Origin of the sequence: Actinokineospora baliensis, assembly GCF_016907695.1 — a bacterium.
In the GTDB taxonomy this organism is placed as follows: Bacteria; Actinomycetota; Actinomycetes; order Mycobacteriales; family Pseudonocardiaceae; genus Actinokineospora; species Actinokineospora baliensis.
The window spans coordinates 3,237,928-3,258,245 of sequence record NZ_JAFBCK010000001.1 but is presented as its reverse complement, the minus strand read 5'-3'; the positions used below and the strand labels follow the sequence as shown (position 1 = coordinate 3,258,245).

Below are 20,318 nucleotides of genomic sequence, written 5' to 3'. Positions count from 1 at the left end.
GTCAGTCCCTTCCCGACCCCGCGGCGGCGCGCGGGGCAACAGTCACCGCGAGGAGCTCTCGCGCGCGGGCGCGGGCCCAGTGCTCGGCGGCGAGCACATCCTCGACCTCGCGCGGCGCGCCGTGCCAGGCGGCGGCGTCATCGAGTACCCGACTCACAGTGTCCACGATGACTGTGAAGGTGGTGTCGCCCCGCAGGAAGGCGGCGACGGCCTCCTCGTTCGCGGCGTTGAACACCGCGGGCAGGCAGCCGCCGGTCGCCCCCGCCGCCCTGGCCAGGCGCACCGCGGGGAAGGTGTCGTCGTCGAGCGGCTCGAAGGTCCACTGGGTGGCCGTCGACCAGTCGCAGGCCCGTGCCGCCCCCGGCACCCGGTCCGGCCAGGCCAGGGCCAACGCGATGGGCAGCCGCATGTCCGGCGGGCTCGCCTGGGCCAGGGTGGAGCCGTCGGTGAAGGTGACCATGGAGTGCACCACCGACTGGGGGTGCACCACGACGTCGATGCGGTCGTAGGGCACACCGAAGAGCAGGTGCGCCTCGATCAGCTCGAGCGCCTTGTTGACCAGGGTCGCCGAGTTGACGGTGATGACCGGGCCCATCGCCCAGGTGGGGTGCCGCAGCGCCTGCTCGGCGGTGACGTCGAGCAGCTCGGCGCGGGTCCGGCCGCGGAAGGGACCACCCGAGGCGGTCAGCACCAGCCGGTCGACCTCCTCGGCGCGGCCGCCGCGCAGCGCCTGGGCCATCGCGGAGTGCTCGGAGTCGACCGGCACGATCTGACCCGGCTTGGCCGCGGCGAGCACCAGGTCACCACCGGCGACCAGCGACTCCTTGTTGGCCAGCGCGAGCGTGGCGCCCGAGGCCAGAGCCTTGAGGGTCGGCGCGAGGCCCTGCGACCCGGTGATGCCGTTGAGCACGATGTCGGTGGGCACCGCCTCGATCAGCTCGGTGACCGCGTCCGGGCCCGCGAAGATCTTGGGCACCGCGAAGTCGCCCCGGTCGTAGCCCGCTTTCTGCGCGGCGGCGTAGAGCGCCAACTGCACGTCCGGCGCGGCGGTCGCCCTGGTCACGGCTACCGCCCGCACCCCGTGCCGCAGCGCCTGCTCGGCCAGCAGCCCCGGATCGGACCCGCCAGCGGCCAACCCGGCCATGGTGAACCGGTCGGGGTTGGCCGCGACGAGGTCCAGTGCCTGGGTGCCGATCGAGCCGGTCGACCCGAGCACGAGCAGTGAACGCCGGGGACCGCCCGACGCGAAGGATGCAGTCATCACCGCCATTGTTCCCGATGTCCGGACACGCTCGGCAACCAGCACAGGCAGATGTCCCCCGATCGTGGCTCCGCCGTGGTTGCGCCCGGGTTGGGCCGAACGGCGCAATCCGAAAAAAGTTCCGCTCCGAAGGAGTGAAGTTCGCGCGCGCCGGGCACTTCACCGGCAGCGCGGAAAGATCGTCGGGAAAAGCGGCGATCATGTGGAAGGAGCTTCGATGGGCATTCTCGGCTGGATCGTCCTCGGTTTGGTCGCCGGTCTCATCGCCAAGGCCATCATGCCTGGTAAGGACCCGGGTGGCATCATCGTCACGATCCTGATCGGTATCGTCGGCGCCATTCTCGGCGGCTTCATCGGCAATGCGATCTTCGGCGGCGGTCTGGGTACTTTCTTCGACCTGCGGACCTGGCTGCTGTCGATTCTGGGCGCGGTGATCCTGCTCGCCATCTACCGGGCGGTCACCGGTCGGGGCCGGGCCAGGGTGTAGCCGAGCGACACCTGTCACACCCGAGGGCGCCGTGGGTCACCACGGCGCCCTCGGCGCGTGCGGGGTGTGGGAGGATTCCCGCGTCAGAGGTACAGCGGCCAGGAGGAACGCACAGTGGCGAACACGGAGCTGGAGAAGCGGAAGACCACCGCGGCGGGCACCGTGACCCCCGCGGAGGAACCGTCCGCGGAGTGGGGCTGGCACGGGTCGTTCCCCAAGGGCACGCTCATCGCCGGGGTGTTCACCGGGCTGGCGATGTTCGTGATGCTCATCGGCAACCACCACGGCCGCACCGAGGACCTGTGGCTGGTCGGCATCGGCCTCACGATGCTCGGCGGGGTCGCCTGGAAGATCCACAAGAACCGGACGTCCTGGCGGCGGTAGCGTTCGGGGCAAACGAGCGCCCGGATTGGTGGTTACGCGGGCGCCCACCTGGTGGTCGTCCGTTGCCGGTGTGACCGGGTGCGCAGTTGGCTTTGGGTCAACGCCCGATCACACCTCCCGGAAGGGACCACCATGTCCGTCACGGACGAACTGCTCGCCAACAACGCCGCGTACGCCTCGACCTTCGAGGGCCCGCTGCCGCTGCCGCCCGCCAAGCACGTCGCGGTCGTGGCGTGCATGGACGCCCGCATCAACGTCTACGGGGTGCTCGGCCTCGCCGAGGGCGAGGCCCACGTCATCCGCAACGCGGGCGGGGTCGTGACCGAGGACGAGATCCGCTCCCTGGCCATCAGCCAGCGCCTGCTGGGCACCCGCGAGATCATCCTCATCCACCACACCGACTGCGGCATGCTCACCTTCTCCGACAAGGACTTCCGCGACGGCATCCGCGACGAGACCGGCCTCCGCCCCGCCTGGTCCTCCGAAGCCTTCGACGACCTCGACACCGACGTCCGCCAGTCCGTCGCCCGGATCAAGGCCAGCCCCTTCATCCCCCTCAAGGACTCCGTCCGCGGCTTCACCTTCGACGTCGCCACCGGCAAGCTCAACGAGGTCGTCTAACACCAACGGGGACGCGACCCACCGGTCGCGTCCCCGTTCTCGCGTGCTCAGGCGATGGCTTCCAAGATCTGCCGGAGGCCGTGGCTGTAGTCGCCCCTGAGGTCCGCGTACTTCTTCACTCGGAGCAGGGTCGGTACCGCACAATCGAGCACCATGGCCGGGAGGACCCGCACCGCCCCCGACTCGACCTCCGACCAGTACTTCGCCGACCACTCACGCTCGACCCACCCGGACTCGACGGCAGTGGGGCTGAGCAGCAGAAGCAGGTAGTCGCACCCGTCGATCCCCAGCGCGATCTTGTTGGGGATCGACTCGCCGACCTTGATCTCCCACTCGTCGAGCCAGGGCGTGTGTCCTACATTCGCCAGGTCGACCGATAGCGAGACCGCGGTCTCCTTGTCGCTGGACGAGTGGGAGATGAAAACGCGCTTGCCCGACGGTGAGCCCTCGCTGATCCTGGCCTCCAGCATGCGGTCGGCCAGCAGCGAGTTGACGAGTCCCAACTCCAGAGACAGCGCGAAGCGGCGTTCGGCGGAGATGCCGCGCTTCCCGGTCCCCTTGCGGTAGGAGACATCAGCCAGGACGCGGCCTATCTCGTCCCGTCGGCTCCACAGTGACTGGGTGTCCACGGGGAAAATGTGCTCGCGGTTGACGAACTCATACCGCCCCAAGGCCAGGAAGGGCGGCTCCTCGAAGTAGACGATCGCCTTGCTGCCGAGGCCTCCATCGTCGTCGTCGTAGTAGCCCACCCGGGTTCCCCGCCGTGGGTGCTTGACGACCACCGGCCCGAAGTCCAACTCACCCGACACCCGACCTCCGCGCAGACCACTCATGGGCAACCCCATGCCGCTGTTTGCTCCCAGTATCGTGAGGCCGCGCTTGGCCGTTAGTGCTGGAACAGTGGTCAACCCTCAGCAGCGTGCTGCCCACACGCGGCCGCGATCTCCTGGCCGCGAGTGTCGCGGACGGTGCACTCCACGCCCTGTTCCTTCACGCGGCGGACAAGCTCGCGCTCGAGTACGTATGCCTGGGTCCGAGTACGTGCCTCGGCACAAGCGGCCTCTAGGTCCCGGCCGCCCGCGCCGTCACGCCGAGCCTTCTCGGCTTTGACGTCCTTCCACAAACGAGTCATCGGCGAGTCCGTTCCCCGAAGCGATCGATGTCCGCCAGACGCCGCTCGTAGCGCGAGTCCGCCAGTGGGATGGTCCGCCGGTGCTGGCCAGTCCAGTCGCCGGGCGGCTGGTCTCACTGCTGGCGGATCAGCCCTCAGCGGCGAGCTGCCCACACGCGGCGGCGATCTCCTGGCCGCGGGTGTCGCGGACCGTGCACTCCACGCCCTGTTCCTTCACGCGGCGGACGAACTCGCGCTCGACGGGCTTCGGGGAGGCGTCCCACTTGGAGCCCGGGGTGGGGTTCAAGGGGATGACGTTGACGTGGGCGAATTGGCCTAGGTGTTTGCGGAGCAGTTTGCCGAGGAGGTCCGCGCGCCAGGGGTGGTCGTTGATGTCGCGGATCAGGGCGTACTCGATCGACACCCGCCTGCCGGTCTTGTCCGCGTAGGCGCGGGCCGCGTCCAGGACCTCGGCGACCTTCCACCGGGTGTTGACCGGGACCAGGGTGTCGCGCAGTTCGTCGTCGGGCGTGTGCAGTGAGACCGCCAGGCGGACCTGGAGCCCGGCTTCGGTCAGCTTGTTGATGCCCGGCACCAACCCGACCGTCGACACCGTCACCGAGCGCTGGGAGATGCCGAAGCCCTCCGGCGCCGGGTCGCAGATGCGGTGGACGGCCGACAGGACCCGGTTGAAGTTGGCCAGGGGCTCGCCCATGCCCATGAACACGATGTTCGACAACCGGCCGGCGCCGCCGGGCAGTTCGCCGTCGCGCATGGCGGCGGCGCCGAGGCGGACCTGTTCGACGATCTCGGCGGTGGACAGGTTGCGCTGCAGCCCGCCCTGGCCGGTCGCGCAGAACGGGCAGGCCATGCCGCAGCCCGCCTGGCTGGAGATGCACAGGGTCGCGCGGTCCGGGTAGCGCATGAGGACGCTCTCGATCAGCGTGCCGTCGTGCGCGCGGAGCAGGGCCTTGCGGGTGTTGCCGTCGTCGCAGGTCACCGTGCGCAGTTCGGTGAGCAGCGGGGGCAGCAGTTCGTCGGCGAGGCGGTCGCGGGTGGCGGCGGGGATGTCGGTCATGGCCGCGCGGTCGGCGGTGAGCCTGCCGAAGTAGTGCGTCGAGAGCTGGTTCGCCCGGAACGCCTTCTCCCCCAACGCCGTCACCGCTTCGCGGCGCTGCTCGGTGGTGAGGTCGGCGAGGTGCCGGGGCGGCAGGCCGCGGCGGGGGGCGTCGAAGACGAGCGGGAGTGAGGTCATGGCGGATCCAGTGTCCCACGTCGGCCGACCGCGGCTGACACCTCGGGACGCGTGGACGCGCGTCACAGCTGTCGGACGTTGCATCGCGACATGTTCCGATATATCGTTGAGCTATCGCGAGCGACCGGCTCGCGGACCACTACCCAGGGGAGAGAACAATGCGTGTCTCACACGAACACCACCAGCGCGGCCAGCACGACCAGCACCAGCACCGGCGCGGACCTTGGCGCAGGCACCACCACCGCGGTCGACCCGACTTCGCCGTGGACCTCGGATCGGAGGACGAGATGACCCCACCCTTCCCACTACCGCCGTTCCCCCCCGGCCCGCCCTTCGGGTTCGGCAGGCGCGGCCACGGGCACGGCAGGGGCCAGGGACGCGGCCGGGGACGACGCGGTGACGTGCGCGCGGCACTGCTCGCGCTGCTCACCGAACGGCCGATGCACGGCTACGAGATGATCCAAGAGATCGCCGAGCGCAGCGGCGGCTTCTGGAAGCCCAGCCCCGGCTCGGTCTACCCGACCCTGCAACTGCTGGCCGACGAGGGCCTGATCACCGCGATCGACGGCGACGGCGGCAAGCGGCTGTTCCAGCTGACCGAGGACGGCACCGCCGCCGCGGCCAAGCTCGACACGCCGCCGTGGGAGCAGGTCGCCGCAGGGGTCGACCGCAGCGAGGTCGGGCTGCGGGAGGCGCTCGGCCAGCTGGCCGCCGCCGCGATGACGGTCTCGCAGGCCGCCACCCCGGACCAGAAGTCCCGCGCGTCCGACATCCTCAACAACGCCCGCCGCGAGCTGTACGCCCTCCTCGGCGAGGACACCCCCGCCGAGGAGGACACCGAGTAAGCGCTACTCGAACGACAGCACCCACTGGTCGAGCCGACCGGTGTCGGTGCGGACCAGGTCGGTGACCCGCAGCGTCCACGTGCCGCTGTGGTCCCCGGCGGGCGCCGGGACGGTGTAGGTCTTGCGGACGGCGCCCGACGGGTCGGTCCCGCCGACCTGCTCCAGCTCGTACACCCGGCCCCTCGGGTCGACCAGGTCGATCCGCAGGTCGTTGACGTCCTGGTGGTCGAGGTAGACCCGGGCCCGGCCGAGCGCACCGGTCGGCGGGCAGCTCAGGGTGATCGCCGACGTGACCGCCGTGCCGTTGTCCGGGATCACGACGTCGGTGGTGTTGCCGGTGGCGCGGCAGACGGGCACCTCGGAGTCCAGCGGGTAGGCCACGTTGGCCAGCTGGTTCTGGCTGCCGTCGCCGGGCGAGAGGACCGCACCCGGCACCGCCGCCCGGCTCAGGGCGGTGCGCACGTCGTCGGGCAGCGCGAAGGGGTTGCGGGCGAGGTGCCCGGCGACGATCCCCACCACGTGCGCGGCCGCCATGGAGGTGCCGGACATCTTCACCTCTTGGCCTTGACGGCCCAGTGAGGGGATCTCACCACCAGGGGCGAAGAAGTCCAGGCACCGGCCGTGGTTCGACCACGCGGGCCGCGTGTCGGTGCGGTCGGTGGCACCCACCGTGATCGCCTCCGACACCCGTCCCGGCCCGAACCCGCAGGCATCCGCGCCGTCGTTGCCCGCAGCGACCACATAGGTGAACTCGGCGTCGATCGAGCGCCGAACCGCCTCATCACCCGCCCCGGCCTGGTCCATGGTCACACCCATGGCCACCACGCCGGGGCGAGTGCCGTTGCGGGTGATCCACTCGACCGCGTCCAGCACGTGCGAGTCGCGGCCGAGGCCGTCGCAGCCGAGCACCCGCAGCGCGACCAAGGCGGTTTCCTTGGCCACGCCGTGGGTCTTGCCGCCGACGACCCCGGCAACGTGGGTGCCGTGGCCGTTGCAGTCGATGCCGCTGCCGCCCAGGAAGTCGGCACCCACGCGCTGGCGGGTGCCGAACTCGGCCTGGTTGGGCGTGATCCCCGAGTCGATCAGGTACGCGGTGGCCCCAGAACCTCCGCGTGAGGCGAAGGGGCGGCTGTCCAACGGCAGCTGGCGTTGGTCGAGCCTGTCGAGTCCCCACGGGACGGCGGCTTGGGCGGCACGAGCGGTGCCGTCTTGGTAAACCGTGCGCACCAACGGGTCCGCGGCGAGCCTGGTCGCTTGGCTCGCAGTGAGCCCGCGGGTGGAGAAGCCATAGAGGGTGCTGCGGTAGTAAGACTGCGGTGTGCCGCCATAGCGCCGCGACAACGTCGCAGCAGTGCGGTCGGGCTGGGCTGCCGAAGGCGCGAGCAAAACGATGTAAGAGCCCGGGATCGGCTTGCTAGCAACGATCACCGGGCCCTGGGACGCTTGCGCGACGAGGGTGCCGCTCAGCGGCAAGGCTAAGAGGGACAGGACCAAGAACAACCGACGCATCAGATCTCCAACCAGTCGGCCTCGCCACGGGCAGGGCGACCGCGGCGTGCGGGCTGAAGATCTCTTGGATCGGGCAAGGGAGACAATCCCGGCGCCAAAGATCCGGGGCCCTGATCTTTTCCCAGTCAGCCGACGATCAGGCCACGGGGCTTGCGGCGGACCAGGACGCGGTAGCCCACGGTGAACTCCAGGCCGGGCGTGCCCGCGACCGCCTTGGCCGCCACCGGCGCGGAGAACTCGATGCGCAGCACCGATTCCAGCGTCTCCCGGTCCGGGAACCGCCACGTGGTCGCGACCCGGTACCGGTCGAACCCGGAGATCTCGAAGAAGCGGTCGACCTCAGCGGGGTCGTACTCGGGCAGGTCCGCGCGCATCCACCGGCCGTAGGGCGGCACGGTGGCGTCGAGGTCGACCACGACCAAAGTCCCGCCGGGGCGCAGCACCCGGTCGACCTCGCGCAGCCCCGGTTCGCAACCGGGGCCGAAGAAGTACGCGGTGCGCGCGTGCACCACGTCCATGCCCGCGTCCGCGATCGGGATGTCCTGCGCCGAACCGCGCACCACGGCGACCCGCGGCAGGTCGACGATCCGGGCCTTGGCGCGCTCGACCAGCGGCGGGTGCGGCTCGACACCGAGCACGCTCGACGCGCGCTCAGCGAAGCGCGGCAGGTGGAAGCCGTCGCCGCAGCCCACGTCGAGCACGTCGCCGGTCCAGTCGGCCAAGCCGTCGAGCAGACCCCACACCGCGCCGGTGACGTCCTGCGCGCGGTTCTCCGCCTCGTAGACCCCCGGCCACTGCCAGATGTTGGGGCTGGGCAACACCTCGCCCGCCCGCAGCGAACTGGTCAGCCGCTCACGCGCCCGCGCGACCAATCCCCTGCCAGCCAGACCCATGCGACAAGAAAAGCACAACTCGTGCCCACCGGGTCGGCAGGTCAAACGCGGAGAAGATCACCTACCGGCGGCGGCTGACGGAACCACCCGACCGGGTTAGTGTCCAGGTGACGCGCGAGGAGGTCGCCATGTTGCCAACCGACGCGATCAGCGCCGTGGAAGAGGTGCCGGAAGGCACCCCGGGCAGACCGTGCTGGGTCGAGGTCGCCACACCGGATCCGGCCGCCAGCAGTGAGTTCTACCGGGGTTTGTTCGGCTGGACCTACCGCGTCGGCGACGACGGCTACGTCATGGCCTACGTGGAGGACATCTCCGTCGCGGGCCTCTACACGCCGCAGGGCGGGCAACCCAGCCAGTGGACGCTGTACCTCACGGTCCACGACACCGGCAACACCACCGAGCGGGTCCTGCACCTGGGCGGGCAGATCCTCACCGCACCGCGCGAGATCCCCGGCCAAGGCGGGCTCCTCATCGCCACCGACCCCAGCGGCGGCCCCATCGGCTTCTGGCGCCAGGACCACGGCTGGGACCTCGGCACCGGCTTCCCCGGCGCGTTCACCTGGGCCGAGCTCAACACCTGGGACGGTGCCGCGGCCGACGAGTTCTTCCGCCACCTGTTCGGGTTCGAGCAGACCCAGATCGGCGACGGCGAGAACTTCGACTACACCAGCTGGCGGCTCAACGGCGACGAGATCCTGGGCCGGTCCCGGATGGGTCCCGAGTACCCCGCCGACCAACCGCCGTACTGGATGGTGTTCTTCGAGGTCGACCCGGAGATCGGCACCGACGCCACCGCGGCACTCGCGCTGCGCCTCGGCGGCCGGATCACCGTGCCGCCCTTCGACTCCCCGTACGGCCGCGCCGCGGTGCTGGCCGACGTCACCGGAGCCGAGTTCACCGTGCTCGACCGCTCACTGGCGATCACGGTCATCCCCGAAGAAGAGATCGGCGCCGAAGTAGACGACCCCTACGACGATTAGGGCTAGCGCTAGCTGGGCACGAACAGCCGCAGCAGCAGCCAGGACACGACGGCGGAGGGCAGCAGCGAGTCCATCCGGTCCATCAGGCCGCCGTGGCCGGGCAGCAGCGTGCCCATGTCCTTGATGCCCAGGTCCCGCTTGATCACCGACTCGACCAGGTCGCCCAGCGTCGCGGTCGCCACCAGCGCGGCGCCGAACACCACGCCCTGCCACCACTGGCCGTCGAGCATCAGGGTCACCGTGAGCGCCCCCGCGACGACACCGGCGACCAGCGACCCGGTGAAGCCCTCCCAGGACTTCTTCGGGCTGATCGTCGGTGCCATCGGGTGCTTGCCGAACAGCACGCCCGCGATGTAGCCGCCGGTGTCGGAGCTGACCACCAGGATCAGAAAGCACAGCACCCGGTAGGTGCCGTCTGCGGGGAGCACGAGCATCGCGGCGAAGGACGCGAACAACGGCACGTAGGCGGCGGTGAACACCGACGCCGAAGCGTCCCGCAGGTACCCGGTCACGCCGCCGCGCAGCCGCCACAGCAGGCAGGCGAGGATCGTGACCACGAACGCGGCGAGCACCCCGTCGCGGCCGAACGGCCACGACAGCCACACCATGGCCTGCCCACCGAGCAGCACCGGCCACAGCGCGACCTCGACCCCGGCACCGCGGCGCAGCGCCCCGGCCAACTCCCAGGTGGCCACGGCGACCGCGAGCGCCACCACACCGACGAAGGTGTGCCGCACGGTCAGCAGCGAGGTCAGGATGACCGCGCCGAGGCCGACACCGACCCCGATGGCGGCGGGCAGGTTCCGCCCGGCGCGCGGGGTCCGCGCCGCCGTCGGCTCAGCCGCGCTCACCCGTCGGTCCCCGACCGAATCATGCTCCAGCTCCCCAACGGGTCCGGCCACCATCGCGATCCCTCGTCCGTGCGCGGAGGTCAGACCTCCAGCAGCTCGGCTTCCTTGTGCTTGACCAGCTCGTCGACCTGGTGGACGTAGCGGTCGGTCAGGTTCTGCAGCTCCTTCTCGGCGCGGGCGACGTCGTCCTCACCGGACTCGCCGTCCTTGACCAGCCGGTCGAGCTCCTCCTTGGCCTTGCGCCGCACGTTGCGGATGGAGATCTTGGCGTCCTCGCCCTTGGTCTTGGCGACCTTGACCATCTCCCGGCGGCGCTCCTCCGACAGCTGCGGGATGACCACCCGGATCACCGTGCCGTCGTTGCTGGGGTTGACCCCCAGGTCCGAGTCGCGGATCGCCTTCTCGATGGTGTTGAGCGCGCTGACGTCGTAGGGCTTGATGATCGCCATCCGCGCCTCGGGGATCGCGATGCTGGCGAGCTGGTTGAGCGGGGTGTACGCGCCGTAGTACTCGGCGGTGATCCGGGAGAACATCGAGGGCGTCGCGCGGCCGGTGCGGACCGCACCGAGGTCCTCCTTGGCCACCGACACCGCTTTTTCCATCTTCTCCTCGGCGTCGAGGAGTGTCTCGTCGATCAAGGGGGCTCCTTGTCCATCTCCCGGCGAACCGGCTCGCCGGGGGTCACGCGGTTGGCGTACTGACCAGCGTGCCGATCCTCTCACCACGCACCGCGCGGGCGATGTTCCCCTCCGTCAGGAGGTTGAACACGATGATCGGCATGTTGTTGTCCATGCACAGGCTGAACGCGGTCGCGTCCGCCACCTTCAGGTCCCGCTCGAGCACCTCGCGGTGGGTGATGTCGGTGAACATCTTCGCGTCCGGGGTGGTCTTCGGGTCGGCGTCGTAGACCCCGTCGACCGCCTTGGCCATCAGCACCACGTCGCAGCCGATCTCCAGCGCGCGCTGGGCTGCGGCGGTGTCGGTGGAGAAGTAGGGCATGCCGACGCCGCAGCCGAAGATCACCACGCGGCCCTTCTCCAGGTGCCGCTCGGCGCGGCGCGGGATGTAGGGCTCGGCGACCTGGCCCATGGTGATGGCCGTCTGCACCCGGGTGTCGATGCCTTCCTTCTCCAGGAAGTCCTGCAGCGCGAGGCAGTTCATCACGGTGCCCAGCATCGCCATGTAGTCGGCGCGGTCGCGGTCCATGCCGCGCTGGCTCAGCTCGGCGCCGCGGAAGAAGTTGCCGCCACCGATCACGATGGAGGTCTGCACGCCGCCGCGGACCACGTCGGCGACCTGCCTGGCCACGGTGAGCACCACGTCGGGGTCGACGCCGATGCGGCCGCCGCCGAACATCTCGCCGCCGAGCTTGAGCAGCACGCGGCGGAAACTACCGTTGTGAGCCACGTAAGACCCTCCTCGTGACTATGCCCCGCCCTCGGGGATCCGGGGGCGGGGCACAACCCTAATCACTCCAGGTGCCTCGGGCGGGTCAGGACTGGCCGACCTCGAACCGGGCGAAGCGGGTGACGGTGACGCCCGCGTCGTCGAGCAGCGCCTTGACCGACTTCTTCGAGTCGAACACCGAGGACTGCTCGAGCAGCACGACGTCCTTGTAGAAGCCGTTGACCCGACCCTCGACGATCTTGGGCAGCGCCGCTTCCGGCTTGCCCTCCTCGCGGGCGGTCTCCTCGGCGATGCGCTTCTCGCCCTCGACGATGTCACCGGGGACCTCGTCGCGGGTGACGTAGCGCGGCTTCATGGCCGCGATCTGCTGCGCGGTCTGCTTGGCCACGTCGTCGCCTGCACCGGTGTACTCGACGAGCACGCCGACCGCCGGGGGCAGGTCGGAGGCGCGCTTGTGCAGGTAGGTGCTGACGGTGCCGGTGAAGTTGACCACCCGGCGCAGCTCCAGCTTCTCGCCGATCTTGGCCGAGAGGGCCTGCACGGTGTCCTCGACGGTCGACCCGTCGAGGGCGGCGGCCTTGAGGGCGTCGAGGTCAGCGGCGCCGGAGGACTTCGCGGCGGCGACGATCTTGTTCGCCAGCTCCTGGAACTCCTCGTTCTTGGCGACGAAGTCGGTCTCGCAGTTCAGCTCGACCAGCACACCGCCGTCGGCGGCGACCAGGCCCTGTGCGGTGGCGCGCTCAGCGCGCTTGCCGACGTCCTTGGCACCCTTGATGCGCAGGATCTCGACTGCCTTCTCGAAGTCGCCGTCGGTCTCGGTGAGCGCCTTCTTGCAGTCCATCATCCCGGCGCCGGTCAGGTCCCGGAGCTTCTTGACGTCAGCCGCGGTGAAGTTCGACATCGTGCGTTTTCCGTCCTTCTTCGGGTACGCGCGTGGGGGCACCCCGGCGGGCCGTGCGGCCCGCCGGGGTGTGGTGCTCAGGACTCGGCGGGGGTTTCGGTCGCCTCGGCGACCGCGGTCGCGGCCTGCTCGCCGTCGGCGGCGGCGGTCTCGGCACCCGCGAGCAGCTCCTGCTCCCACTCGGCCAGCGGCTCGGCGGCCGCCTCGGGCTTGTCCGAGCCGTTGCGCGCGCCGGAGCGGGCGATCAGACCGGCGGCGACCGCCTCGGCGACGACCTTGGTCAGCAGCGCGGCGGAGCGGATCGCGTCGTCGTTGCCCGGGATCGGGTAGTCGACCTCGTCGGGGTCGCAGTTGGTGTCGAGGATCGCCACGATCGGGATGTGCAGCTTGCGCGCCTCGCCGACGGCGATGTGCTCCTTCTTGGTGTCCACGATCCAGATGGCGGAGGGGACCTTCGCCATGTCGCGGATACCGCCGAGGGTGCGGTCGAGCTTGTCCTTCTCCCGGGTGAGCATCAGGATCTCCTTCTTGGTGAGACCCTGGAAACCGCCCGTCTGCTCCATCGCCTCGAGCTCCTTGAGGCGCTGGAGGCGCTTGTGGACGGTGGAGAAGTTGGTGAGCATGCCGCCCAGCCAGCGCTGGTTCACGAACGGCATCCCGACCCGCTTGGCCTCGCTGGCGATGGCCTCCTGCGCCTGCTTCTTGGTGCCGACGAACAGGATCGAGCCGCCGTGGGCGACGGTCTCCTTGACGAACTCGAACGCGCGGTCGATGTAGGTCAGCGTCTGGCGCAGATCGATGATGTAGATGCCGTTGCGGTCGGTGAGGATGTACCGCTTCATCTTCGGGTTCCAGCGGCGGGTCTGGTGCCCGAAGTGCACGCCGGAATCCAGCAACTGCTTCATGGTGACGACGGCCATGGCCGGTTTCGCACCTCTTCGTTCGGGCGCGCCCGGGTGTTTGGGCCGTGCGCGCGGACGCGGTTGTCGCGGCGGACCCGGTGGCCCACCGCCCTGGTGCCGTGCGGACGCCCGGACCCGGTGGTGGGACACCATCGAGACCGCCGGGCGTCGGTGACCGCGCTCTGTGGGAGCGCGGACGCGCACTGGCACGCGAAGTCGTCCGGTGGAGACCACAGGACGCGGTGCGAAGTGTACGCCGGGGGTGCCGCGGATCCGGAATCGGAGTGCACGTCGCCGTCCGCGTTGTCCACAACCCCTCCGGTTGTCCACAGGTCGCGGCCACCCCTGGCGCCGCCCCACCCACCACCGGCACCGTGGTCACATGCACTGTGACCTGCGCAAACTCGCCGCCTTGCTGGCGGCCTCCCTGCTGCTGTGGACCGGCGACGCGGTCGCCGCGGTCGAGCCGCCGCGGTGGACCTCGACGTACGCGTCACCGCTGGTCCCGGCGCGACCGGTGGCCCGGCCGTTCGCGGCGCCCGCGTCGCCGTACGGGCCGGGGCACCGCGGGGTCGACTTACCGGGGGCGGTCGGTGAGCCGGTGCTGGCCGCCGCGGACGGGGTGGTGGCGTTCGCGGGGGTCGTGGTGGACCGCGGAGTCGTGTCGGTGCGGCACGTGGGCGGGCTGCGGACCACCTACGAGCCGGTGGAGCCGACGGTCACCGCGGGCGCGGTCGTGCGCCGGGGTGATCAGATCGGTCTCCTGGTGGCCGGTCACCCGGGCTGTGCCTCCGCGTGCCTGCACTGGGGTTTACGCCGGGGCGACGAGTACCTGAACCCGCTCGTCGCCCTCCACCGCCCGCGCGTGCGGCTCTTGCCCGTTCCCTGAACTCGACGCTCCGACAACCAGTTCTGACAACCAGTGAGGAGGTGATCAGACCTCGGCGGTTTCCATCAGCTTGGCGCGCAGCCGCAGGACGGCCCTGGTGTGCAGTTGGCAGACCCGCGACTCGGTGACGCCGAGGACGCGGCCGATCTCGGCGAGGGTGAGGTTCTCGAAGTAGTAGAGGGTCACCACCACCCGGTCCCGTTCGACGAGCAGGCCGATGGCCTCGGCGAGCTGGCGGCGGTTGTCCTGGTCGACCAGGAGCGCGACCGGGTCCTCGGCCGCCTCGTCCTCGAGCACGTCGGCGAGGGAGTTGACGCCACGGCCCGCCGCGGCCAGCTCGTCGAGCGCCACCACGCTGGTCAGCTGGAGCTGGGCGTAGACGTCGCGCAACTCGCCGACCGACAGGCCGAGCTCGTCGGCGAGTTCGGCGTCGTTGGGGGTGCGCTGCAGCTTGGCGCCGAGCCGCTCGATGCCGCGCTCGACCTCGCGGGCCCGGCCGCGCACGGTGCGCGGCACCCAGTCCTGGGCGCGCAGGTCGTCGAGGATCGCGCCGCGGATGCGCTGCATGGCGTACGTCTCGAACTTCAGGCCGCGCTCGGGCTCGAACTTCTCGATCGCGTCGACCAGGCCGAAGATGCCGGACTGGATGAGGTCGGAGACGTCGACGTGCGCGGGCAGGCCGGTGCCGACCCGGCCCGCGACGTACTTGACCAGCGGGGCGTAGTGCAGCACGAGCCGGTCGCGCAGGGCCTGGTCGCGGCCCTGGCCGAAGCGGCGCCAGAGCGCGACGATGCCCGCCTCGACGTCGTCGGCGGTGCGGTTGTCGCCGGGCAGCACCCCGGAGGTCTGGCCCTCGCCGTAGGGGGCGGCGGTGCCTCTCACCTGGTCCGCCGGTCCAGCGGACCCGCCTGCCCGCGATGGCCGCGCCGATGCCCGGGTGCCATTCCCGCGGTCATCGGGAACGGGGGTGGGTACGGTCATGGATCGCCTTCAGCCGTTCGACGGTCACGTGGGTGTAGAGCTGCGTCGTTGAGAGCGTAGCGTGACCGAGTAACTCCTGGACGCTACGAAGGTCAGCACCTCCTTCGAGCAGGTGTGTCGCCGCTGAGTGACGAAGGCCGTGCGGAGCGAGGTCCGGTGCCCCCGGCACGGCGGTGGTCACCCCATGCACGATACGCCGTACGGCACTGGGGTGGAGCCTTCCGCCGCGAGTTCCCAGCAACAGTGCCCGGGGGGAATCGGCGCGGGCAAGTGACGGACGGCCCTGGTCGAGCCACAGGGCGACCGCGGTGGCGGCGGGTGCGCCGAACGGCACCACCCGTTGCCTGCCGCCCTTGCCGAGCACGGTGGCCAACCGCTCGCGCAGGTCGAGGTCGGTCACGTCGAGTCCGCACAGCTCGGAGACGCGAACCCCGGTCGCGTACAGCAGCTCGACCACGGCGTGATCACGCAGCGCGACCGGGTCCTGTTCGCGCGCGCCCGCCGCTGAGGCCAGCATCACGCCGTCGGCCTGGTCCTGGCGCAACACCGACGGCAGCACGCGCTGGCGCTTGGGCGCCACCAGTCGCGCCCCGGCGTCGGCCGACAGGTACCCCTCCCGGTGCGCCCACGCGGTGAAACCGCGCGCCCCCGCCGCGCGCCGCGCGAGCGTCGTCCGCCCGACCCCGGCGGCGTGCTGGGCGGCCAACCACGCGCGCAGGCCGGGCAACTCCACATCCACCCCGGCGAGCCCGGTCGCGCCCGCCCGCTCGCGAGCCCCGGCCGGGACGGGTACCTCGGTCATTGCCACGTCGTCGTCCAACGCCGGTCGGAGGGCGCCGGATTCCCCGGCGGCGGGGTCAGCGCTCGGATTCGGGTCGCCACAGTCACCATCGTCGTACGGAACGGAGTCGCCGTTTCCCGCCATCCTGGCAAGTTGCGCAATGGCACCCGCTGTGCCTGGTCGGTGACCACCCCCGCTGACCACCCCGTCCCCGGCATCCCCCGGCCGTCCCGCTTCGCCCAACGGTGGACTGAATTCACCCGATCGAGGGCCTGCGGGCGAGTCGATTCCGGCCAGGAAGCCCAAGAGGGACACCGCGTCCCCCAGGTAGGCGCGGACCGTGTGGGGGGAGTGCCCCCGTTCGTGCGTGAGATGCCGCTCGTACTGGACCAGGGCGGCGCGCACCGGCTCCGGCAGCCGATCCCGTACGGCGAGCAGGTCCGCCCGGGGGTTCTGCCCCCCTCGACCTCTGCCTGCTCGACCACCAGCACGTGACACCCCGCCACGCTGCGGCACGAGCCAGGCGTGGTCAAGCATCGCCACACCCCCCGCGCCCACGAACATCAACTCCGCATTCCTCAGGTGCCCAACCAGCCCTCCTCGGTGCGCCTGGCCAGGCCGACGAGTTCGAGCTCGGGGAGCAGGGCTCGGACCCGTTCCAGCGGGACGCCGCAGGCGCGGGCCAGGTGGTCGGGTGGTGCCGGGGACGAGCGGGACAGTGCGTCGTGCAGCTGGACCGCCTGCGGGGCCAGGCCGTCGGTCGGGCGCGGGGGCGAGGGCGCTCGCGGGTCGGCCACGTCGCCGATGGCGCCGACCGCCTCCAGGATGTCCGGGACGGAGGTGGCCAGGGTCGCGGTGCCGGAGCGGATCAGGTCGTGGCACCCCTGCGACATCGGCGAACTGACCGGCCCGGGGACCGCCAGCACGGGCTTGCCCAGCGCCGCGGCCGAAGCGGCGGTGTTGCGCGCCCCGCTGCGCCGACCGGCCTCGACCACGACCGTGCCGACGGCCAGCGCGGCGATCAGGCGGTTGCGCACCAGGAACCGGTACTTCGCCGGAGTCGTCCCCGGCGGGTACTCGCTGATCACGGCCCCCTGCTTCGCGACGTGGTTGAGCAACGTCGTGTGCGCCGCCGGGTAGCTGATGTCCGCCCCACAAGCCAGAACCGCGAGCGTTGTCCCCTGAGCCCCCAACGCCCCCCTGTGCGCCGCGCCGTCGATGCCGAAAGCCGCACCCGAGACCACGGTGACACCCCGTCCAGCCAGCTCATACGCGAACTCCGCCGCCGTGTGCTCCCCGTACGAGGTCGCCGCTCTAGCCCCAACGATCGCCGCCGACCGCCCCAGGACTTCATCGAGCTGGGCCGGCCCCCGAACCCACAACGCCAACGGCGGCGCCGCCCACCGAAGCCCCCGATCCCGCGCGTTCGCCAGGCACAGCAGCGGCCAAGCAGGCCACTCCTCATCCTCCGGCGTGACCAGCCGAATCCCAGCCGCAGCCGCCCGCTCCAAATCCGCCGCTGCGACCTCCACCCCCGCCCGCGCAGAGGTTTCGTCCAACACCGCCCGAGGAACCTCCCCGCGCCGAACCAACCCAGCCGCCTCCACCGGCCCGAGGTGCTCGACCAACACCCCCAACGCCCCCGCGGGCGGCTCCGCAACCCGGGACAAGTAGGCCCGAGCCAACCGAACCTCATCCACGGCCCCTCCCCCACTCCCCACGCACAACCCGCCTACGACCCACGACGAACTTCGCCCGCACTCCCCCGGATCTGGTCGGCACAACCCGCCACTCACCGGGAAGAAGGCGCGCGGGAACCACGACATGACTCATCACGAACTCCTTGGTTTCACACGAAATGACAATGATCAGAGCAGCCAGAAACAGGCTGATCCGGCTTGGACAGAGGAAATGGGCGACTATGCGATCACGGAACTCGAGCGCAGCGGCCACGTGATCGCGCGGTGGATCGGGGTGCTCCCACTAGGTCCGCCAAGATCGACGCCACTCACGGCGGCGGGCGGGCGGGTCAGGTGAGCTTTCGGTCGCGGAAGTCGAGGGCGGCCGTGACGTGGTCTCGGCTGGGCTGGGAGTGGTCGGCGAGCGGCGAGGCCACTCGCGGCGGAAGGTTTGGGCGGGCATGGCGGACTCCTGGGTGGGTGATCGGATCAGGTGAGCTTTCGATCACGGCTCAAGCGCAGCGGCGACGTGATCGCGCGGGGGTCGAGGCGCCCTGCAGATCCGCCAAGCTCCAGGCCACTCGCGGCCGAAGGCTGGGCGGAGCAGGGCGGGCTCCCGAGGGCAGGGCGGGTCAGGTGAGTTTTCGGTCGCGGAAGTCGAGGGCGGCGGTGACGTGGTCTCGGGTGGGTTGGGGGTGGCTGGCCAGGTCGGCGAGGGTCCAGGCGACTCGGAGGCAGCGGTCGGCGCCTCGGGCGGTCACTGCACCGGTGGACAGGGCTCGGTCCAGGAGGGCGGTGGTTTCCCTTGGCAGCGCGAACTCGCGGCGGAGGGCTGGGCCGGGGACTTCGGCGTTGGTGCGCCAGCCGTGGGGGGACCAGCGGTGGGTGGCTCTGGCTCTGGCCTCGGCCACCCGGGTTCGGACTGTGGTGGTGGACTCCGGTTCGGGGTCGAGGGTGCGGGACATGGCGGTGATGGGGCGCATGCGGACTCGGAGGTCTACTCGGTCCAGGAGGGGGCCGGAGAGGCGGGCGGTGTAGCGCCTGCGGACCTGGGGTGGGCAGACGCAGTCGGCGTCTCTTGGTGGGGCGCAGGGGCAGAGGTTGGTGGCCAGGACCAACTGGAAGCGGGCCGGGTAGACGACCACGCCGTCGCGGCGGGCCAGGCGGATCTCGCCCTCCTCCAGGGCGGTGCGCAGGGCCTCCAGGCGGTCTGAGGCGAACTCGGCGGCCTCGTCCAGGAACAGGACGCCGAAGTGGGCTCTGCTGATGCCGCCGGGTTTGGCCAGGCCCGAGCCGCCGCCGACCAGGGCCGCTATGGAGGCCGTGTGGTGTGGGGCGACGAACGGGGGTGCGGTGATCAGGGGTGCGTCGGCGGTCAGGGCGCCCGCCACGGAGTGGATGGCGGTGACCTCGAGGGCCTGTTCCGGGGACAAGCCGGGCAGCAGGCCGGGGAGGCGCCTGGCGAGCATTGTCTTGCCGGTGCCGGGTGGACCCGCGAGCAGGACGTGGTGGCCACCGGCGGCGGCGACCTCCAGCGCCCAACGCCCCTCCGGCTGGCCCACCACGTCGACCAGGTCGGGGTGGTCGGCCGCCAGGGCGGTCGGGGGCGGGTCGGGCACGCAGAGGGCGTCTGAGGTGCCCTGGGACCACGTGACGAGCTCGGACAGCGTCCCCGCGCCCAGGATCTCCAAGCCGCTGACGAGGGAGGCCTCGGGGAGGGCGTGGACGGGCACGATCGCCCGGCGCAGGCCCGCGCGGCGGGCGGCGAGCAGGCAGGGCAGGACACCTTTGACCGGGCGGAGCCTGCCGTCGAGGGCGAGTTCGCCGACGAGGACCGTGTCGGCGAAGGCCTCGGCGGGGAGCCGCCGGTCGGCGACCAGCACCGACACCGCCAACGCAAGGTCGTAGCCGGAGCCGCCCTTGGGCAGCGCCGCCGGCGACAGGGCGAAGGTGACCAACTGGTCCGGCCAGACCATGCCGCTGTTGCGCACGGCGGCGCGGACGCGGTCCTTGGCCTCGTTCAGGGCGGCGTCGGGCAGCCCGACGATCTGGGTGCGGGGCCTGCCGCCGCCGATGTCGGCCTCGATCTCCACCGGGATGCCGTCGACCCCCGACAGGGCCACCGACCACACCCGCGAGAGCACCATCAGAACACCCCGCGCAGGTGCCGGACGCTGTGCTCGCCGTCGCGCGGCAGGAGCACCGAGACGATGTCGAAGCGGATCTCCACCGGGCCGATGCCGTTGTCGAGCCGCCAGCGGCGGGCCAGCGCCCGGACGCGGCGGGCCTTCTCGTCGGTGACGGCCTCGGCTGGCCCGCCGTAGTGGGTGCCGGTGCGGGTCTTGACCTCGCAGACCACCAGCCTGCCGTCGTCACCGCAGATGACGTCGAGCTCACCGAGCTCGCAGCGCCAGTTGCGGGCGAGGACGACCAGCCCGCTGGTCGTCAGGTACCGCGCGGCGATGTCCTCGCCGAGCGCCCCCACCCGAAGGTGTCGTGCCATGTCCGCTCCCGATCCGTGTGGCGGGCGCGGCGGTCGCCGGGCCCACCACAACGGTGCGGTGCGGCGGGGTGGGTCGGC

The 20,318-nt window shown here is 71.1% G+C and carries 22 protein-coding genes and 1 pseudogene; 7 read left to right on the top strand and 16 right to left on the bottom strand.

All coding sequences use genetic code 11. The features are described 5' to 3' along the window. Nucleotide 1: 1 nt before the first annotated feature. Complete coding sequence (gene dxr / locus JOD54_RS15605) at nucleotides 2-1,270, bottom strand: 1-deoxy-D-xylulose-5-phosphate reductoisomerase (protein ID WP_204451224.1); 1,269 nt, start codon at nucleotides 1,268-1,270, stop codon at nucleotides 2-4. A gap of 208 nt (nucleotides 1,271-1,478) precedes the next feature. Between dxr and JOD54_RS15600 the strand changes: the two genes are divergently transcribed. From JOD54_RS15600 to JOD54_RS15590, 3 genes are all read left to right on the top strand, one after another. Continuing rightward, a complete protein-coding gene (locus JOD54_RS15600) occupies nucleotides 1,479-1,748 on the top strand; it encodes a GlsB/YeaQ/YmgE family stress response membrane protein (RefSeq protein ID WP_204451223.1) in 270 nt (89 codons plus the stop codon). Between the two features lie 114 nt (nucleotides 1,749-1,862). Continuing rightward, nucleotides 1,863-2,132 carry a DUF2631 domain-containing protein gene (locus tag JOD54_RS15595; RefSeq protein ID WP_204451222.1) on the top strand — a complete coding sequence of 90 codons (270 nt, stop codon included), beginning with the start codon at nucleotides 1,863-1,865 and terminating at the stop codon, nucleotides 2,130-2,132. Nucleotides 2,133-2,264: 132 nt separating this feature from the next. Next, complete coding sequence (locus tag JOD54_RS15590; RefSeq protein WP_204451221.1) at nucleotides 2,265-2,753, top strand: beta-class carbonic anhydrase; 489 nt, start codon at nucleotides 2,265-2,267, stop codon at nucleotides 2,751-2,753. Nucleotides 2,754-2,800: 47 nt separating this feature from the next. Here the strand turns inward: JOD54_RS15590 and JOD54_RS15585 are convergent, their stop codons facing one another. The 3 genes and pseudogenes from JOD54_RS15585 to rlmN form a co-directional block, all read right to left on the bottom strand. Beyond that, nucleotides 2,801-3,586 (bottom strand): toll/interleukin-1 receptor domain-containing protein, encoded by a 786-nt coding sequence (locus tag JOD54_RS15585; protein WP_204451220.1) that lies wholly within the window; start codon nucleotides 3,584-3,586, stop codon nucleotides 2,801-2,803. 71 nt (nucleotides 3,587-3,657) lie between these two features. Further along, nucleotides 3,658-3,771 (bottom strand): annotated as a pseudogene (locus JOD54_RS36140) (dual-specificity RNA methyltransferase RlmN); the annotation flags it as partial. A gap of 241 nt (nucleotides 3,772-4,012) precedes the next feature. Beyond that, nucleotides 4,013-5,119, bottom strand: a complete 1,107-nt coding sequence (gene rlmN / locus JOD54_RS15580) for a dual-specificity RNA methyltransferase RlmN (RefSeq protein ID WP_204451219.1) — start codon at nucleotides 5,117-5,119, stop codon at nucleotides 4,013-4,015. A 158-nt stretch (nucleotides 5,120-5,277) separates the two neighbouring features. Here rlmN and JOD54_RS15575 point away from each other — a divergent pair, with 158 nt between their 5' ends. Continuing rightward, entirely contained in the window at nucleotides 5,278-5,964 is a 687-nt protein-coding gene (locus JOD54_RS15575) for a PadR family transcriptional regulator (RefSeq protein ID WP_204451218.1), read from the top strand. A 3-nt stretch (nucleotides 5,965-5,967) separates the two neighbouring features. Here the strand turns inward: JOD54_RS15575 and JOD54_RS15570 are convergent, their stop codons facing one another. Next, complete coding sequence (locus JOD54_RS15570; RefSeq protein ID WP_204451217.1) at nucleotides 5,968-7,473, bottom strand: S8 family serine peptidase; 1,506 nt, start codon at nucleotides 7,471-7,473, stop codon at nucleotides 5,968-5,970. 125 nt (nucleotides 7,474-7,598) lie between these two features. Further along, a complete protein-coding gene (locus tag JOD54_RS15565) occupies nucleotides 7,599-8,366 on the bottom strand; it encodes a class I SAM-dependent methyltransferase (protein ID WP_204451216.1) in 768 nt (255 codons plus the stop codon). Nucleotides 8,367-8,494: 128 nt separating this feature from the next. Between JOD54_RS15565 and JOD54_RS15560 the strand changes: the two genes are divergently transcribed. Further along, complete coding sequence (locus JOD54_RS15560) at nucleotides 8,495-9,346, top strand: VOC family protein (RefSeq protein WP_204451215.1); 852 nt, start codon at nucleotides 8,495-8,497, stop codon at nucleotides 9,344-9,346. 8 nt (nucleotides 9,347-9,354) lie between these two features. On the opposite strand, the gene JOD54_RS15555 is transcribed toward JOD54_RS15560, so the two are convergent. The 5 genes from JOD54_RS15555 to rpsB form a co-directional block, all read right to left on the bottom strand. Next, nucleotides 9,355-10,251: a phosphatidate cytidylyltransferase gene (locus tag JOD54_RS15555; protein WP_204451214.1), complete on the bottom strand. Its 897-nt coding sequence runs from the start codon at nucleotides 10,249-10,251 to the stop codon at nucleotides 9,355-9,357. 26 nt (nucleotides 10,252-10,277) lie between these two features. Beyond that, nucleotides 10,278-10,835 (bottom strand): ribosome recycling factor, encoded by a 558-nt coding sequence (gene frr / locus JOD54_RS15550; protein ID WP_204451213.1) that lies wholly within the window; start codon nucleotides 10,833-10,835, stop codon nucleotides 10,278-10,280. Between the two features lie 43 nt (nucleotides 10,836-10,878). Continuing rightward, entirely contained in the window at nucleotides 10,879-11,604 is a 726-nt protein-coding gene (gene pyrH / locus JOD54_RS15545; RefSeq protein WP_204451212.1) for a UMP kinase, read from the bottom strand. A gap of 85 nt (nucleotides 11,605-11,689) precedes the next feature. Continuing rightward, on the bottom strand, nucleotides 11,690-12,505 hold the full coding sequence (gene tsf, locus JOD54_RS15540) for a translation elongation factor Ts (protein ID WP_204451211.1): 816 nt from the start codon (nucleotides 12,503-12,505) through the stop codon (nucleotides 11,690-11,692). Nucleotides 12,506-12,582: 77 nt separating this feature from the next. Next, a complete protein-coding gene (gene rpsB / locus JOD54_RS15535; protein ID WP_204451210.1) occupies nucleotides 12,583-13,425 on the bottom strand; it encodes a 30S ribosomal protein S2 in 843 nt (280 codons plus the stop codon). 364 nt (nucleotides 13,426-13,789) lie between these two features. Between rpsB and JOD54_RS15530 the strand changes: the two genes are divergently transcribed. Continuing rightward, nucleotides 13,790-14,296, top strand: coding sequence for a M23 family metallopeptidase (locus tag JOD54_RS15530; RefSeq protein WP_204451209.1), 507 nt, complete (start codon nucleotides 13,790-13,792; stop codon nucleotides 14,294-14,296). Between the two features lie 45 nt (nucleotides 14,297-14,341). Here the strand turns inward: JOD54_RS15530 and JOD54_RS15525 are convergent, their stop codons facing one another. Beyond that, nucleotides 14,342-15,178, bottom strand: a complete 837-nt coding sequence (locus JOD54_RS15525; RefSeq protein WP_204451208.1) for a FliA/WhiG family RNA polymerase sigma factor — start codon at nucleotides 15,176-15,178, stop codon at nucleotides 14,342-14,344. Nucleotides 15,179-15,248: 70 nt separating this feature from the next. Beyond that, the gene (locus JOD54_RS15520; RefSeq protein ID WP_275592794.1) at nucleotides 15,249-16,079 is read right to left on the bottom strand and encodes a tyrosine recombinase XerC; all 831 of its coding nucleotides are present in this window, start codon (nucleotides 16,077-16,079) and stop codon (nucleotides 15,249-15,251) included. 342 nt (nucleotides 16,080-16,421) lie between these two features. Here JOD54_RS15520 and JOD54_RS35050 point away from each other — a divergent pair, with 342 nt between their 5' ends. Further along, entirely contained in the window at nucleotides 16,422-16,553 is a 132-nt protein-coding gene (locus tag JOD54_RS35050) for a hypothetical protein (protein WP_275592962.1), read from the top strand. Between the two features lie 83 nt (nucleotides 16,554-16,636). Here JOD54_RS35050 and dprA read toward each other — a convergent pair whose 3' ends face one another. From dprA to JOD54_RS15500, 3 genes are all read right to left on the bottom strand, one after another. Beyond that, nucleotides 16,637-17,758 (bottom strand): DNA-processing protein DprA, encoded by a 1,122-nt coding sequence (gene dprA / locus JOD54_RS15510; RefSeq protein WP_307860077.1) that lies wholly within the window; start codon nucleotides 17,756-17,758, stop codon nucleotides 16,637-16,639. Nucleotides 17,759-18,369: 611 nt separating this feature from the next. Beyond that, nucleotides 18,370-19,884 (bottom strand): YifB family Mg chelatase-like AAA ATPase, encoded by a 1,515-nt coding sequence (locus JOD54_RS15505; RefSeq protein WP_204451206.1) that lies wholly within the window; start codon nucleotides 19,882-19,884, stop codon nucleotides 18,370-18,372. Next, complete coding sequence (locus JOD54_RS15500) at nucleotides 19,884-20,240, bottom strand: YraN family protein (protein ID WP_204451205.1); 357 nt, start codon at nucleotides 20,238-20,240, stop codon at nucleotides 19,884-19,886. Before JOD54_RS15500 ends, JOD54_RS15505 begins: the two co-directional genes overlap by 1 nt. Nucleotides 20,241-20,318: the final 78 nt, after the last annotated feature.